Below are 13,842 nucleotides of genomic sequence, written 5' to 3'. Positions count from 1 at the left end.
CAGTGCAACATCGAATTCAAGGGCACGGCTTGTACCTGATCGTCATCGCATGGATGTACGTCGCGCTCATGATGGCCGTGGCGGAAGCGACGCACGCGCGGGGGTCTGTGCTTGGCGCCATCGTCACCTTTGTACTCTATGGCGTCGGTCCCGTGGCGCTTGTCGTGTACCTGATGGGCCGGCCGGCGCGCCGGCGCAGGCGCGAAGCCCGTGAGGCGGCGGAGACGCCGGCGGTCTCACGCGAGCCAGACACTGGCGGCGAAACGCCCGCTGACGCGGTCGCGCCGGTGCGAAAAGAACCTTGAAGGGTTCGAGACCGTGCACCAGCCGGGCGCGCTGTCGTTTCCGTAGATCGCGGCGATGCCGAGGCGCTCCAGCCGGCGCCGGCCCAGGCCGGCGAGGTCGGCGAACCACTTGCCTCCGGTGCCGGGCCGGAACATTTCAACGCTGCCCGCGTCCGAGGCAACGAAGGTGTCGCGCACCTCGGGCCCGACTTCGAACCCCTCCGGGCCGATGCAAGGCCCCAGCCACACTTGCGTCACCGACGCTGCTTCGGTCGCGGACGGCGCGACCAGCGGCCAGTAGGCCGTCCACAGGGCCTCGAGCACGCCCTGGCCACCCTGCCCCGCCAAGCCTCGCCAACCCGCATGGGCAGCGCCGACCGCCTTGCCGCCGCGATCCGCGAAAAGAACCGGCAGGCAATCGGCCACCATGATCGTGCAGGCGATGCCGCGCTGCGTCGTGATGCAGGCATCCGCTTCCGTGCCGTCCACCGATTCCAGATTCAGGCGCGCCACGTTCCAGCCGTGCACCTGCTTCAGGAACACCGGCCGGGCACTGAGCGCGGCCGCGAAACGCCTGCGGTTCTCCGCGACGGCCTCCGGGTCATCACCCACGTGGTCACCAAGGTTGAGGCTGTCATACGGCGGCTTGGAGGTGCCGCCCGTCCGCAGGCTGCAAGCTGCCCGCACACCGGGGATCAGGGGCCAGTCTGGCGTGAGCAATTCAGCCCTCGTTGTCGGGGCAGTTCGAAGGCTGGGCCTTCTGGAACGCGTCTAGCCCCATGCACGCATCGAACGCGGCCATGGTGCGCGGCAGACCGCTGAAATCGACCTTGAACCGCTGGCCATTGAAGATCTGCGGCACGAGGCAGCAATCCGCCAGGGTCGGCGTGTCACCGAAACAGTAGGTGCCGGAGGGCAACCGCGTCAACTCGCGCTCGAACAGTTCCAGCCCGCTGCGCACCCAATGGCGGTACCAGGTGTTCTTGGCTTCCTCTTCCACCTTCAGTTCGTGCACCAGGTACTTGAGCACGCGCAGGTTGTTCAGCGGATGGATCTCGCAGGCAATCAGTTGCGCCAGGGCGCGCACGTGCGCACGTTCGGTTGCTTCGCTGGGCAGCAGCGGCGGCTGCGGGTGCGTCTCGTCCAGGTATTCGATGATGGCCAGCGACTGGCCGAGACGTTCCCCGCCATCGGTCTCCAGCGTGGGCACGAGGCCCGACGTCGAAACCGCCGCGTACTTGTCCTGCTTGTGCTCGCCCTTCACCAGGTGCACCGGCACATAGTCGTAGGGCAGACCCTTCAGCTCGAGCGCGATGCGCACGCGGAAGGACGCGGAGGAGCGAAAGTAGTTGTACAGCTTCATCTGCCAAGCATAAACCCGCGCGACAGCGGCTGCACGCTGCCGCGCCTACACTGTCAGGCTCCTAGAAGAGGCAAGCGCACATGCTCCATCCCCAGGCCCAGGCGCTGCTGCGCCTCATCGAAGAGCGCAAGCTTCCGCCGACGCACACGCTCTCGCCCGCGGACGCGCGCAAGTTCTATCGCGAACGCCGCTTTTTCACCCAGCCCGATCCGCCGCGGGTGGCCGACGTGCGCGACCTGGAAGCGCGCGGCACTGGCGGCCCCATCCCGCTGCGCGCCTACCGCCCGCTCGGTAGCTCCGCCACGGACTTGCTGCCCGCCCTCGTCTATTACCACGGCGGCGGCTTCGTGATCGGCGACCTGGACACCCACGACACGCTGTGCCGCGAGCTCTGCAACCTGTCAGGCTGCGCCGTGATCGCCGTCGATTACCGCATGGGACCCGAGCAGCCCTTTCCCGCCGCCCCCGATGACTGCATCGCCGCCACCCGCTGGGTGCGGGACAACGCCGGCGCCTTGAAGATCGACGCCGCGCGCCTCGCGGTGGGCGGCGACAGCGCGGGCGGCAACCTGGCGGCGGTCGTCACCCTCGCGGCGCGCGATGCGGGTGACCTGCCGATCGCCTTCCAGCTGCTGATCTATCCGGGCACCGACTGGCGCTGCGTGGCGCCTTCCCACACCACCAACGGCCAGGGCTACCTGCTGACGCAGGAAACCATCGCGTACTTCCGCGGCCACTACCTGGCGGATGCCGGCCACCAGCTGGACTGGCGCGCATCCCCCCTCCTGCACGAGAACCACGCGGGCCTGCCACCGGCGTTCGTGCTGATCGCCGGCTACGACCCGCTGCGCGACGAGGGACTGGCTTACGCGCAAAAGCTCACCGAGGCGGGCAGCCGCTCGACGCTGGTCAACTTCGAGCGGCAGATTCACGGCTTCATCACCATGGGCCGGGTGCTGGACGAAGCGAACGTCGCCGTGCAGATGTGTGCCGCACAGTTGCGGCACGCCCTGGATCGCTAGAGCCCCGCCCAGCGACAAAGCGCAACGATGGCGGCACCGCCCAGCGCCGCCACCAGGTCGTTGCGCGTGAGCTTCATCGCGGCGACCACCGCGGCGAGTCCGGCGATCTCCGGCACGCGGCCGGCCGCGACCGAAGGCGTGACGATGCCGATCATCACGCCGAGCGGGATCGCCTTCAACGCCGCCTGCACCCTGGGCGTGATCGGGATGTATCCCATCAGCACATAGCCACCGACGCGGCATGCGTAGGAAGCCAGCGCCATGGCCGCCACTGCGACCAGGAACACCGTGTCAATCTTCATGGCGCATGGCTCCGACGAGGCCCGCGGCCAGCCCCGCGCCGACGATGTACCAGCCGCCCGGCACCCAACGGTGCAACACGAGCGCGGCCAGAACCGCGACGAGCGCGGGCGCGATGTCGCCCTTGCCCCGCCACACGCCCACCCCGATGGCCGCCGCGAAAGCCACCAGCATGAAATCGAGCCCGAAGGTCGCGGGATTCGGCACGCTGTGCCCCAGCACGTGACCACCCAGCGTGCCCAGCACCCAGGGCAGCGCCATCGCGACACCGGATCCCAGCACGAAGCCCGCATCGCGATAGCCTGCGTGGTATTCGCGCATGGCCAGCGCCCAGTTGCCGTCGCCAAGAAAGAACAAGGTGCCCAGCGCCTGCGGGCGCGTGGCGCCGGACAGCCAGGGCTGGATCGAGGCGCTATAAAGAACGTAGCGCGCGTTGATCAGCAGAACGGTGGCCACGAGTGGCGCGATCGCGGGCGAATTGCTCCAGCCCTGCAGCGCCGCCAGCTGCGCGCTGCCGGAATAGACGAAGACGCTCATCAGCAGCGCCTCCAGCCAGGCCAGTCCGCGCTCGCTGGCCAGCACGCCGAACACCATGCCGTAGATGAACGCGCCCGGCGCGAGCGGCTGGGCTTGCAGGAAGCCGCGGCGAACGCCGGCGGGGGTGAACGTGGTGGGCGCTTCGCCGCTCAACGCCCGACCACCAGGCGCAGCGCAGGCATCACCTGCTCGGTCTCCGCGCGCCGTTCCAGCGCCATCCGCATGTTCATCTGGGCCACCTCGGTGTGTTCATTGGCGAGGGATTGTGCCCGGGCGCCTTCGCCCCGCTTCAGCGCGTCGAACAGCATGTGGTGCTGGCGGTGGGCGTAATGCATCCACTCGCGGTCCTGCTCCAGCGCCGATTGCATGGGGAGCATGGCCGAAGCCGGCGCGAACGGCAGCTTGTCGTTCAGCGTCACGGCGCGTTGCAGGGCGCGGTTGCCACAGGCCTCGAGCACCAGCGCATGGAAGCGGTCGTTCGCGCCCGCGTACTTCGCGTAGCTCTCGTAGGTGAGCGGATTCGCGGCCAGCGCCTCGTCGCCCTCCTGCAGGCAGGCGCGCAGCGCACCTTCCAGTTGACGCGACACGCCGTGTTCAGCGACCAGCCGGGCCGCCATCCCCTCGAGATGCCCACGCACGGCAATGGCGTCGGCGACTTCCTGTGCCGTGAACTGCCGCACGACGTACCCGCCCGTCTCGTTGACCTGCACCAGGCCTTCCTGCTCGAGCGTGACCAGCGCGGCGCGCACGGGGGTGCGCGACGCGCCCAGCCGTTCCGCCAGTTGCTGCTCCGCCAGGCGTTGGCCCGGCTCGAATTCACCGCGCAGGATCAGGTCGCGCAACTGCATCAAGACGGTTTCTTGCAAGCTCATGCCGCCCACTGTACACTGAATCTCAATAACGGTATACCGTTTTAGGAACGCCATGAAAGCAGACCAGAACGAGCTCCTCACCCGCACCGGCCCGGGCACGCCATGTGGCGCCGTGTTGCGCAGTTACTGGCAGCCGGTCGCATTGGTCGACGAATTCGACCCGAAGCTCGACCCGCGCATGGCGCAGCGGCCGGTCAAGGCGTTGCGCGTGCTAGGACAGGACCTGGTTCTCTTCAAGGATGCCGAGGGACGCTGGGGCCTGCTCGACAAGGACTGCCCGCACCGGGGTGCAGATCTCTCCTTCGGCCGGCACGAGGGCGACGGCCTGCGCTGCCCTTTTCACGGCTGGAAGTTCGATGCGACCGGCCGCTGCCTGGAAACGCCGGCGGAGCCCACGGGCAGCAAGCTGTGCGAACGCGTTCGCCAGCGCAGCTATCAGGTGCTGGAAAAAAGCGGGATCCTCTTCGGCTGGTTCGGCGACGAGGGCCAGGCACCGCCCTTTCCGGAATTCGACTGCTTCGCCGCGCCCTCGACCCACACCTTCGCCTTCAAGGGGCTGTGGAACGCCAACTGGCTGCAGGCCTTCGAGGTGGGCATCGACCCGGCCCACCCGTCCTTCCTGCATCGCTTCCTGAACGATGCGGCGCTGGACGCCATCGGCGACAACGCGGCCGGCAAGCAGTTCCGCAGCGCCAGCGCCGGCGAGTTCGACGGCGAGCGCTGGCCGATGACGCGGATCATGCGCGAGTTCCACCAGCCTGACATCAGCTTCGAGCCCAAGCCCTGGGGCGTGCAGCTGACGGCGCTGCGGCCGATGACGCCGGCGCTGACACACGTGCGCGTGACGCAGGCGATCTTCCCGCACACCTTCGTGATCCCGCTGTCGGAGACGCTGACCATCACGCAGATGCACGTGCCGGTGGACGACACCCGCACCTATTGGTATTCGGTGTTCACCAGCTTCGGCGGTCCGGTGGACAAGGAAGCCATGCGCAACCAGCGGCTGCAGTTCATCTCGCTGCCCGACTACATCCCGAAGTCCGGGCGCCACAACAACTGGGGTTTCAACGCCGAGGAACAGCGCACCGAAACCTACCTCGGCATGGGCGAGGAAGACATCAACGTGCACGACCAGTGGGCGGTGGAGAGCATGGGTGCGATCCAGGACCGCACGCGCGAGCACCTGGGGACGAGCGACAAGGTGATCATGGCGAATCGGCGCACGCTGCTGAAAGCGATCGAGACGGTGCAGGCCGGAGGCGTGGCGCCGGGCGTTGCGGACGCCTCGCAGGCAGCCGCCATGCGCGGGCCCGACACCGTCGACGGCATCGCGCCCGCCGGGGCCTGGGGCACATGGTGGCTGGAGCAGGCCGAGGCCAAGCGGGCCGGTGCGGAGTGGGCGCAGGTTGAGGCCGACGCCACCGCGACGGCTGGGAATTCCGGGGAATGACTTCATTCGCCGAGCGCTGCGGCATCCATGACGCGGCGCGCGAGCAAGCGCTGCACGACCTGGCGCGGGAGATCGAAGCCAGCGGCCTGGAACTCGTGCGCATCGGCTGGTGCGACGCCCATGGCGTCGTGCGCGGCAAGACCCTCGTGGCATCGGCGGTGGTGGGTGCATTGCGCGAAGGCGTGGGCATGGTCAGCACGCTCATGCTGAAGGACACCTCGGACCGCACCGCCTTCAAGGTCTTCGAGCCCGGAGGCACCGCGACGCTGCCTGGGTTCGGCTTCGCCAACAACCTGCTGCTGCTGGCGGACCCGGCCAGCTTCCGCCGGCTGCCATGGACGCCGTCCACCGGCGTGCTGCGCGCGCAGCCGTGGTTCCAGGATGGCAAGCCGGTCGAGCTCGACACGCGCCGCGTGCTGCAACGCGCGCTGGAACGGCTGGGCGAGGCGGGATTCGCGATGAAGTGCGGGCTCGAGGTCGAGTTCCACATCTACCGCATCGAGGACACGCAGGCGCAACTGGATCCCCTGCAAGCCGCGTGGCCGGGGCCGCCCCCCGCCGTGAGCCTGGTGCACCCCGGCTACAACCTGCTGGCGGAAGCCTGGTATGACCTGGCCGAGGAGCCGATGCGCATCGTCCAGCACACCGCGCAGGCGCTGGGCCTGCCTCTGATCTCGCTGGAGATCGAGCTCGGGCCCAGCCAGGTGGAAGCCGTGTTCGAGGCGACGGACGCGTTGACCGCCGCCGACAACATGGTGCTGTTCCGCAACGCGGTGAAGATGGCGCTCCGGCGCGCTGGCTACCACGCGACCTTCATGTGCCGCCCGCCCTTCCCCAACATCATGTCCAGCGGCTGGCACCTGCACCAGTCGCTGGTCGACCCGGCGTCCGGCCGCAACGTGTTCCGCCGTGACACGCCCGCTGCAGGCAGCACGGCGGCGGACGCGCAATCGACCTTGTCGGAAACCGGCGAGCACTTCCTGGCTGGCTTGCTGGCGCATGCCCGCGGCATGGCGGTGTTCTGCACCCCGACCGCCAACGGCTACGGCCGCTTCCGCCCGAACGCACTCGCGCCGCAAGCCGTGCTGTGGGGCCGCGACAACCGCGGTGCGATGCTGCGCGTGATCGGCGAATGCGGCGACGGCGCGACGCGCATCGAAAATCGCATCGGCGAGCCGGCGGCGAATCCCTACCTCTATCTCGCCTCGCAGATCCATGCGGGCCTGGACGGCGTCGCCCGGGGCCTGCGCGCCCCCGCCGCGACGGCAGCACCTTACGGCGGGGAGGGCGAGCAACTGCCCACGAGCCTGGGTGAGGCTCTGTCCGCGCTGCGCGCCGACGAGCGCCTCTGCGCCGCGTTCGGCGCCAATTTCATCGACTACTACACGCGCCTCAAGCAGTCCGAGCAGATACGCTTCGAGCAGGCCGAGGACAAGGACGAGTTCCAGCGCCGCGAATACTTCGGAAGGATTTGATGATCACCGTGCACCTGGTCGCCGCGAATGGCGCAACTTCGACCTTGGAGGTCAAGACCGGCGACAGCCTGATGCAGGCGGCAGTCAGCGCCAACGTGGCGGGCATCGAAGCCGACTGCGGCGGCCTCATGACCTGCGCGACCTGCCATGTCTATGTGCGTGAGCCCTTCGCTTCGCAGCTGCCGCCACCCCAGGACGACGAAGCGGGCATGCTGGAATTCACCGCGGCCGAGCGCCGCCCCACGAGCCGCTTGAGCTGCCAGATCACGCTGGCGGACGAGCTGGACGGCCTGACGGTAGACTTGCCCGACGCACAACACTGAGGGGCAGACATGATCCTGGAGATCGCCGAGATCCGCATCGCACCCGGCCAGCAGGCCGCTTTCGAGGAAGCCATCCAGCGCGCCATCACGACCGTGGCCGTTCGCGCGAAGGGCATGCGCGGCTACAAGGTCAACAAGGGCATCGAATCCCCCGAGCGCTACGTGCTGCAGATCTTCTGGGATACGCTGGAGAACCACACCGTGGATTTCCGCCAGGGGCCGCTGTTCGCCGAATGGCGCGCGATCATCGGGCCGTTCTTCGCCAGCCCGCCGGTGGTGGAGCACTTCACGCTGGTCACCAAGTCGGACTGAAGCCAGGCCTCACGTGGCATCCGGCGGCGCCGGATCATGCCCGTCCACCAGGCGCTGCAGCAGCCGCAGCAACTGTTCCCGCTCTGCCGCCTCGAGCGGGCCGAGGATGCGGCTCTGCGCCTTGGCCACGGCGCGCTTCATGCGCTGGGCCGCCTCCTCGCCCTCAGGCGTGACCCACAGCAGCTTGCGCCGCTTGTCGGCGGCGTCGGCTTCGCGCCGCACCCAGCCGCGGCTTTCGATCCGCGCGATCACCGAGCCGAACGTGGCCGCATCGAATGCGACATTGCGCGCCAGCGTGACCTGGTCTTCCCCGGGCGCCTCGATCAGCGTGTTGAGGATCGCGAACTGCACCGGCGTCACTTCGAAGTCGCTCGTCTCTTCCATGAAGATGGCGACCGCGACCTGGTGCGCGCGCCGGATCAGGTGGCCGGGCGCATGCCGGAAATCGTAGCTCTTCCCCATGCGGGCAGTGTAGCGTCGGGCCGAGCTTGCCAGCATCGTCATTCGTAAGTATGCTTATCAATTCCGCGGACGAGACCACCCCATGCAGCGCACCCTGACCGAGCCCAGCCGTGAGACGCCAGTCCACGGCGAGTACGAGGTGGTGGTGCTGGGCGGCGGGCCGGCCGGCATGGCCGCCGCCGTGGCGGCAGCGCGCGCCGGACGCAAGACCCTGCTGGTGGAACGCTACGGCTTCCTCGGTGGCATGGGGACCGCGGCTGGCGTGACCAACTTCTGCGGCTTGCATGCGAACGTCCATGGCGACATCCGTCAGGTGGTGCACGGCGTGGCCGACGGCCTGCTGGAACGGATCGCGCACCTGGGCGGGCTGAACGAACCGCACGCCCTGTTCGGCAAGACGGTGGCGCAGGCCTACGACACGGCGGCCTACAAGATCGCGGCCGACGACCTGCTGCTGTCGGCAGGCGTGGAGATCCTGTTCCATGCGCTCGCCGCCGGCGTCGTGATGGCCTCGCCAGAGCGCGTGGCCGCGCTGCTGGTGGAAACCAAGTCGGGCCGGCGTGCCGTGCTGGGTCGCACCTTCATCGACGCCTCCGGGGACGGCGACCTCGCGGCCTGGGCCGGCGTGCCCTATGCCAAAGGCGATGGGCAAGGCAACATGCTCTACCCCTCGACGATGTTCCGCCTGAACGGCATCGATCCAGCGCGCGCCGGCAAGGCCTGGGAAGTGATTCCGCAATTGATGCTGCGGGCCGAGGCCGAAGGCCGCTACCAGTTTCCCCGCAAGACGCCCATCGTGCGGCCGCAGAAAAGCGGCATCGAATGGCGGGTGAACCTGACGCAGCTCGCCAACCGCGACGGCAATGCGATGGACGGGACCGATGCCCTGGAGCTGAGCGAAGCCGAGGTGCTCGGCCGCCGCCAGATCGCCAGCGTGGCCGGCTTCCTGCGCGAGGTGCCCGGCTTCGAGCAGAGCTACATCGTCGACATCGCGCCGCAGGTCGGCATCCGCGAGACGCGACGCGTTCGCGGCCACTACGAGCTGACCGAGTCCGACGTGCTGGACTGCGCCAGCTTCGACGACACGATCGGCGTCAACGGCTGGCCGCTCGAACTGCACATGAAGGGCGACGTGGAATTCCGCTGGCCGAAGATCCCCGAGAGCCGCGGCTTCAACCACCTCCCCTACCGCATGACCGTGCCGGTCGGACTCGACAACGTCTGGGTGGCCGGCCGCTGCGCCTCCATGAGCCATGAGGCGCAGTCGGCTGCGCGCGTCACGGGCGCCTGCTTCGTCATGGGCCAGGCGGCGGGCGAAGCCGCGCATTTGGCCATCGCTTCGGATGTGGCCGCGGCCAAGGTCGACGTGACCGCCTTGCAGGCGCGGCTGGAACAAGGCGGCGCCTATCTGGGCCGCAGCTGGTAGGAGATCTTGTGAACGCACCCCACCCCGCCACCCTGCTGCGCCAGCAGCTGTATCGCGACATGGCGCCGCACCACCTGACGCCCTTGTGGGAGGTGCTGCATGCCCTGGTACCGCCCCAACCCGGCACTCCGTGCGTACCGGCACTGTGGAAGTACGAGGACGTCCGGCCGTTCCTGATGCGCGCCGGGGAAGCGATCACGGCCGAGGAAGCCGTGCGCCGCGTCCTGATTCTCGAAAACCCGTCGCTGCGCGGCCAGTCCGCCGTCACGCAATCCCTTTACGCGGGCCTGCAGCTGATCCTCCCGCGCGAGGTGGCCCCCAGCCACCGCCACACGCAGAGCGCCCTGCGCTTCATCGTCGAGGGTTCGGGCGCCTACACCGCGGTGGACGGCGAGCGCACGACCATGCGCCCGGGAGATTTCATCATCACGCCCAGCTGGACCTGGCACGATCACGGGAGCGAGGCCGATGGCCCCGTGGTCTGGCTGGATGGGCTCGACATCCCCATGGTCCGCTTCTTCGACGCCGGTTTCGCGGAGAACGGAGCCGCCCGCTCGCAGGACGTGAGCCGGCCAGAAGGGACGAGCCTCGCGCGCTATGGCCACAACATGGTCCCCGTGCGGCACGAGCCGCCCTTCGGCGCCACCTCGCCGATCTTCAGCTACCCCTACGACCGCAGCCGCGAGGCGCTGGAGCAACTGGAGCGCCACGCGCCCGTGGACGCCTGGGATGGCGTCAAGCTGCGCTACGTGAACCCGCTCACCGGCGGCTGGCCGATGCCGACCATCGCCACCTTCATGCAGCGCTTGCCTGCGGGTTTCCACGGAAAGGGTTTCCGCCAGACCGACGGCGCCGTGTACAGCGTGGTCGAGGGGGAAGGCGAAGTGGCCATCGAACATGGTGATAACAGCTATGCGTTCCGCTTCGGCCCGCGCGATCATTTCGTGATTCCCTCATGGCACACTGCGCGCCTCACTTCCGCGCGGGGCTGCGTGCTGTTCAGTTTTTCAGACCGTCCGGTGCACCAGGCGCTGGGCATCCACCGCGAAGAAAGGTTGTCATGAGCTACGTTTTCCCCCCAGCGCCCGCCGCCAGCGTGCCCGTCACCGGCCGCGCCGAGCGGTTCCCGGTGCACCGCATCTATTGCGTCGGGCGCAACTACGTGGAGCATGCCAAGGAGATGGGTTTCACCGGGCGCGAGCCGCCGTTCTTCTTCATGAAGCCGGCCGACGCCGTCGTGGTGGTGAACGCCGGTGAAACCGGGACGATGCGCTACCCGAGCCTCACCAAGGACCTGCACCACGAGATCGAACTCGTCGTGGCCATTGGGACGGGCGGCAGGAACATCCAGGCCGCGGACGCCCACAAGCACATCTTCGGATATGCCGTCGGCCTCGACATGACGCGCCGCGACCTGCAAGGCGAGATGAAGAAGCAGGGCCGCCCCTGGTGCATCGGCAAGGCTTTCGACGAGTCGGCGCCGATCGGCCCGATCACGCCCGTGGCCCAGGCCGGTGACGTCGCCAATGCCGACATCTGGGTGCAGGTGAACGGCTCGGACCGGCAACGCAGCAACGTGTCCAAGTTGATCTGGAACATCGGCGAGACCATCGAACACCTGTCGGCCGCCTGGGAACTGCAGCCCGGCGACCTGATCTATAGCGGGACCCCCGAGGGCGTGGCCGCCGTCGTGGCCGGCGACACCCTGGTTGGTGGGGTCGGCGGCCTCGGCACGCTTTCGGTGAAAATCCAGGCTGCGTGACCCCGGGTTCGCGCGCACCAGAGAAACAAAACAACGAAGGAGCGCCGCTTGCGGATATTGGATGCACTGGCCAGGTTCTGCGCCATCCTGGCCGGCGTGCTGCTGACGGGCATCACGCTCATGACATGCGGCAGCCTGATCGGGCGCAACACGGTGGGCGTGTCCATCGTCGGCGCGTTCGAGCTCACCGCCGTTGCGGCGGGCGCCGCCATCGCGCTGTTCATGCCGCTGTGCCAGCTGCGGCGCGGCAACATCATCGTCGACTTCTTCACCGCGGGCTTGCGGCCCTCGGTCAACGACAAGCTGGACCGCTTCGGCTGCCTTCTTCTCGCCGCGATCTTCGCGCTGCTGGCCTGGCGCACCACCCTGGGCGGCCTGAACAGCTACTCCTCGAATTCTGAAACGCAGATCATGGGCTTCCCCGAATGGGTGGTCTACGCCACGATGGTTCCGCCGTTCATCCTGGCAGGCGTGATCTCGCTGTACCAAGCCGTGTTCGGCTTCGGCGGCGCGGAAGAACCCGAGGCGGCCATATGAGCTCATTGGGGCTCACGGGCCTGATCTTCGGGATCATGCTGGCCTGCATGGCCATCCGCATCCCGATCGCGGTGAGCATGTTTGCCGCCGGCGCCATCGGCTATGTGACGCAGACGGGCTGGTTGCCGTTCTCGAACTTTCTCAACACGCAGGCTTTCGCGCGGTTCGCGAACTACGACCTGTCGGTGATCCCGCTCTTCATCCTGATGGGGCATTTCGCTACCAAGGGCGGCATCAGCAAGGCACTGTTCGAATTCGCCGCGGCGGTGCTCGGCCGCTTCAAGGGCGGCCTGGCGATGGCCTCGCTGCTGGCCTGCGCGGCCTTCGGCGCCATCAGCGGGTCGTCCGTCGCAACGGCCGCGACCATCACGAGCGTCGCCTTGCCGGAAATGCGCAAGCATGGCTATTCGGGACGCATCGCGACCGGGACGCTCGCCGCGGGCGGCACCCTGGGCATCCAGCTGCCGCCCTCGATCGTGCTGGTCATCTACGCCATCCTGACCGAGCAGAACATCAGCAAGCTCTTCGCCGCGGCCATCGTGCCCGGCATCATTGCGATGTTCGGGTACATGCTGGCCGTGGCCATCTACGTCCGTGTTTCCCCGGGGCATGCGCCGGAAGTCGAGGACGCGCCGCCGCCGCTCACGGCGCGCGCCATCGCCGGCGTGGCGCCCATCGCGGTCATCTTCCTGCTGGTCTTCGGCGGCATCTACGGCGGTTTCTTCACGCCGACGGAGGGTGCGGCGGTGGGTGCGGCAACAACTTTCCTCACCGCGCTCCTGAAGGGCGAGATGACGATCGATAAATTCAAGGAGTGCTTCTACGGCACCGCGACCAGCGCCGCCATGATCTTCCTGATCTTCCTCGGCGCCGACCTGATGAACGCCGCGCTGGCACTGACGCAGGTGCCCAACCAGCTGGCCGCCGTGGTGGGCAGCTGGGGCCTGTCGCCACTCATCGTCGTCGTCGCCATCCTGCTGTTCTACGTGCTGCTGGGCGCGGTGATGGACGAGCTGTCGATGCTGCTGCTGACCATCCCGATCTTCTTCCCGATGATCATGGCGCTCGACTTCGGCATGTCCAAGGACCTGACGGCCATCTGGTTCGGCATCATGGTGCTCATGACCGTGGGCTTCGGCCTGATCGCACCGCCGGTCGGGCTGAACGTCTACATCGTCAATGGCATGGCCAAGGACGTTCCCATGGGCGAGACGTACCGCGGGGTCATGCCTTTCCTGATCAGCGACGTCCTCCGGACCATGCTGTTCCTCTTCTTCCCCATCATCCCGCTCTGGCTGGTGGGATTCATCAAGTAGCAGGGCCTCTTAGGGGAAAGCCCCGGACCTGCGGCGGACGCTTTTGCGTTTTACTTTGCAGCCTAGGAGATTCAAATGATCCAACGTCGTACCCTGCTCAAATCCGGCGCCGCCGCGGCCCTCGGCGGTTCCTCGCTGAGCGGCCTCGCCCAGCAAGCCGTCACCCTCAAGTTCCACACCTTCATGGCGCCGCAGTCCAACGTGTGGCTGACCATGCACAAGCCGTGGATGGAAAAGGTCGAGAAAGAGTCGGGCGGCCGCATCAAGTTCGAGGGCTACCCGGCCATGCAGCTGGGCGGCACCCCGGTGCAGCTGTACGACCAGGCCAAGGACGGCGTGGTCGATGTCTCCTGGACGCTGCCCGGCAACACCGCAGGCCGCTTCCCGCGCATCGAAGTCTT

17 protein-coding genes and 1 pseudogene are annotated in these 13,842 nt (G+C 67.8%); 12 read left to right on the top strand and 6 right to left on the bottom strand.

Annotated features, from left to right (window positions below; genetic code table 11):
• Positions 1 to 29 precede the first annotated feature (29 nt).
• Complete coding sequence (locus FN976_RS25275) at positions 30 to 305, top strand: hypothetical protein (protein ID WP_186511183.1); 276 nt, start codon at positions 30 to 32, stop codon at positions 303 to 305.
• On the opposite strand, the gene pgeF is transcribed toward FN976_RS25275, so the two are convergent.
• Together pgeF and maiA are read right to left on the bottom strand one after the other, a co-directional pair.
• Positions 237 to 1,004 (bottom strand): peptidoglycan editing factor PgeF, encoded by a 768-nt coding sequence (pgeF, locus tag FN976_RS25270; RefSeq protein ID WP_145896172.1) that lies wholly within the window; start codon positions 1,002 to 1,004, stop codon positions 237 to 239. The genes FN976_RS25275 and pgeF overlap by 69 nt on opposite strands.
• A 1-nt stretch (position 1,005) precedes the next feature.
• Positions 1,006 to 1,647: a maleylacetoacetate isomerase gene (gene maiA, locus FN976_RS25265; RefSeq protein ID WP_145896170.1), complete on the bottom strand. Its 642-nt coding sequence runs from the start codon at positions 1,645 to 1,647 to the stop codon at positions 1,006 to 1,008.
• A gap of 80 nt (positions 1,648 to 1,727) precedes the next feature.
• On the opposite strand from maiA, the gene FN976_RS25260 reads away from it, so the two are divergent.
• Positions 1,728 to 2,669 (top strand): alpha/beta hydrolase, encoded by a 942-nt coding sequence (locus tag FN976_RS25260; RefSeq protein WP_145896168.1) that lies wholly within the window; start codon positions 1,728 to 1,730, stop codon positions 2,667 to 2,669.
• Here FN976_RS25260 and FN976_RS25255 read toward each other — a convergent pair.
• From FN976_RS25255 to FN976_RS25245, 3 genes are read right to left on the bottom strand one after another with little or no spacing between them, the layout of a single operon-like run.
• Positions 2,666 to 2,971, bottom strand: a complete 306-nt coding sequence (locus FN976_RS25255; RefSeq protein WP_145896166.1) for an AzlD family protein — start codon at positions 2,969 to 2,971, stop codon at positions 2,666 to 2,668. The genes FN976_RS25260 and FN976_RS25255 overlap by 4 nt on opposite strands.
• Positions 2,961 to 3,659 carry an AzlC family ABC transporter permease gene (locus FN976_RS25250; protein ID WP_255440838.1) on the bottom strand — a complete coding sequence of 233 codons (699 nt, stop codon included), beginning with the start codon at positions 3,657 to 3,659 and terminating at the stop codon, positions 2,961 to 2,963. Before FN976_RS25250 ends, FN976_RS25255 begins: the two co-directional genes overlap by 11 nt.
• Entirely contained in the window at positions 3,656 to 4,378 is a 723-nt protein-coding gene (locus FN976_RS25245; RefSeq protein WP_145896164.1) for a GntR family transcriptional regulator, read from the bottom strand. Before FN976_RS25245 ends, FN976_RS25250 begins: the two co-directional genes overlap by 4 nt.
• A 52-nt stretch (positions 4,379 to 4,430) precedes the next feature.
• Between FN976_RS25245 and FN976_RS25240 the strand changes: the two genes are divergently transcribed.
• The 4 genes from FN976_RS25240 to FN976_RS25225 are packed head-to-tail and all read left to right on the top strand — an operon-like array spanning position 4,431 to position 7,938.
• Complete coding sequence (locus FN976_RS25240) at positions 4,431 to 5,828, top strand: Rieske 2Fe-2S domain-containing protein (RefSeq protein ID WP_145896162.1); 1,398 nt, start codon at positions 4,431 to 4,433, stop codon at positions 5,826 to 5,828.
• Entirely contained in the window at positions 5,825 to 7,303 is a 1,479-nt protein-coding gene (locus FN976_RS25235; protein WP_145896159.1) for a glutamine synthetase family protein, read from the top strand. The genes FN976_RS25240 and FN976_RS25235 overlap by 4 nt, the downstream gene beginning before the upstream one ends.
• Positions 7,303 to 7,626: a 2Fe-2S iron-sulfur cluster-binding protein gene (locus FN976_RS25230; RefSeq protein WP_145896158.1), complete on the top strand. Its 324-nt coding sequence runs from the start codon at positions 7,303 to 7,305 to the stop codon at positions 7,624 to 7,626. The genes FN976_RS25235 and FN976_RS25230 overlap by 1 nt, the downstream gene beginning before the upstream one ends.
• A gap of 9 nt (positions 7,627 to 7,635) precedes the next feature.
• Positions 7,636 to 7,938, top strand: coding sequence for an antibiotic biosynthesis monooxygenase family protein (locus FN976_RS25225; protein WP_145896156.1), 303 nt, complete (start codon positions 7,636 to 7,638; stop codon positions 7,936 to 7,938).
• A 9-nt stretch (positions 7,939 to 7,947) separates the two neighbouring features.
• Here FN976_RS25225 and FN976_RS25220 read toward each other — a convergent pair whose 3' ends face one another.
• Positions 7,948 to 8,400 carry a MarR family winged helix-turn-helix transcriptional regulator gene (locus FN976_RS25220; RefSeq protein ID WP_145896154.1) on the bottom strand — a complete coding sequence of 151 codons (453 nt, stop codon included), beginning with the start codon at positions 8,398 to 8,400 and terminating at the stop codon, positions 7,948 to 7,950.
• 82 nt (positions 8,401 to 8,482) lie between these two features.
• On the opposite strand from FN976_RS25220, the gene FN976_RS25215 reads away from it, so the two are divergent.
• The 6 genes and pseudogenes from FN976_RS25215 to FN976_RS25190 all read left to right on the top strand — a co-directional run.
• Positions 8,483 to 9,826 carry an FAD-dependent oxidoreductase gene (locus FN976_RS25215; protein WP_145896152.1) on the top strand — a complete coding sequence of 448 codons (1,344 nt, stop codon included), beginning with the start codon at positions 8,483 to 8,485 and terminating at the stop codon, positions 9,824 to 9,826.
• A gap of 8 nt (positions 9,827 to 9,834) precedes the next feature.
• The gene (gene gtdA / locus FN976_RS25210; protein ID WP_145896150.1) at positions 9,835 to 10,890 is read left to right on the top strand and encodes a gentisate 1,2-dioxygenase; all 1,056 of its coding nucleotides are present in this window, start codon (positions 9,835 to 9,837) and stop codon (positions 10,888 to 10,890) included.
• The gene (locus FN976_RS25205) at positions 10,887 to 11,588 is read left to right on the top strand and encodes a fumarylacetoacetate hydrolase family protein (protein ID WP_145896148.1); all 702 of its coding nucleotides are present in this window, start codon (positions 10,887 to 10,889) and stop codon (positions 11,586 to 11,588) included. The genes gtdA and FN976_RS25205 overlap by 4 nt, the downstream gene beginning before the upstream one ends.
• Before the next feature lie 48 nt (positions 11,589 to 11,636).
• The gene (locus tag FN976_RS25200) at positions 11,637 to 12,125 is read left to right on the top strand and encodes a TRAP transporter small permease (RefSeq protein WP_145896146.1); all 489 of its coding nucleotides are present in this window, start codon (positions 11,637 to 11,639) and stop codon (positions 12,123 to 12,125) included.
• The gene (locus FN976_RS25195) at positions 12,122 to 13,441 is read left to right on the top strand and encodes a TRAP transporter large permease (RefSeq protein ID WP_145896144.1); all 1,320 of its coding nucleotides are present in this window, start codon (positions 12,122 to 12,124) and stop codon (positions 13,439 to 13,441) included. The genes FN976_RS25200 and FN976_RS25195 overlap by 4 nt, the downstream gene beginning before the upstream one ends.
• A gap of 75 nt (positions 13,442 to 13,516) precedes the next feature.
• A pseudogene (locus tag FN976_RS25190) lies at positions 13,517 to 13,842 on the top strand (C4-dicarboxylate ABC transporter); the annotation flags it as partial.

The organism is Caenimonas sedimenti (genome assembly GCF_007833165.1).
Lineage (GTDB): Bacteria > Pseudomonadota > Gammaproteobacteria > Burkholderiales > Burkholderiaceae_C > Ramlibacter > Ramlibacter sedimenti.
Note: the sequence above shows the minus strand (reverse complement) of the source record. Positions and strands in the feature narration are given on the sequence as shown.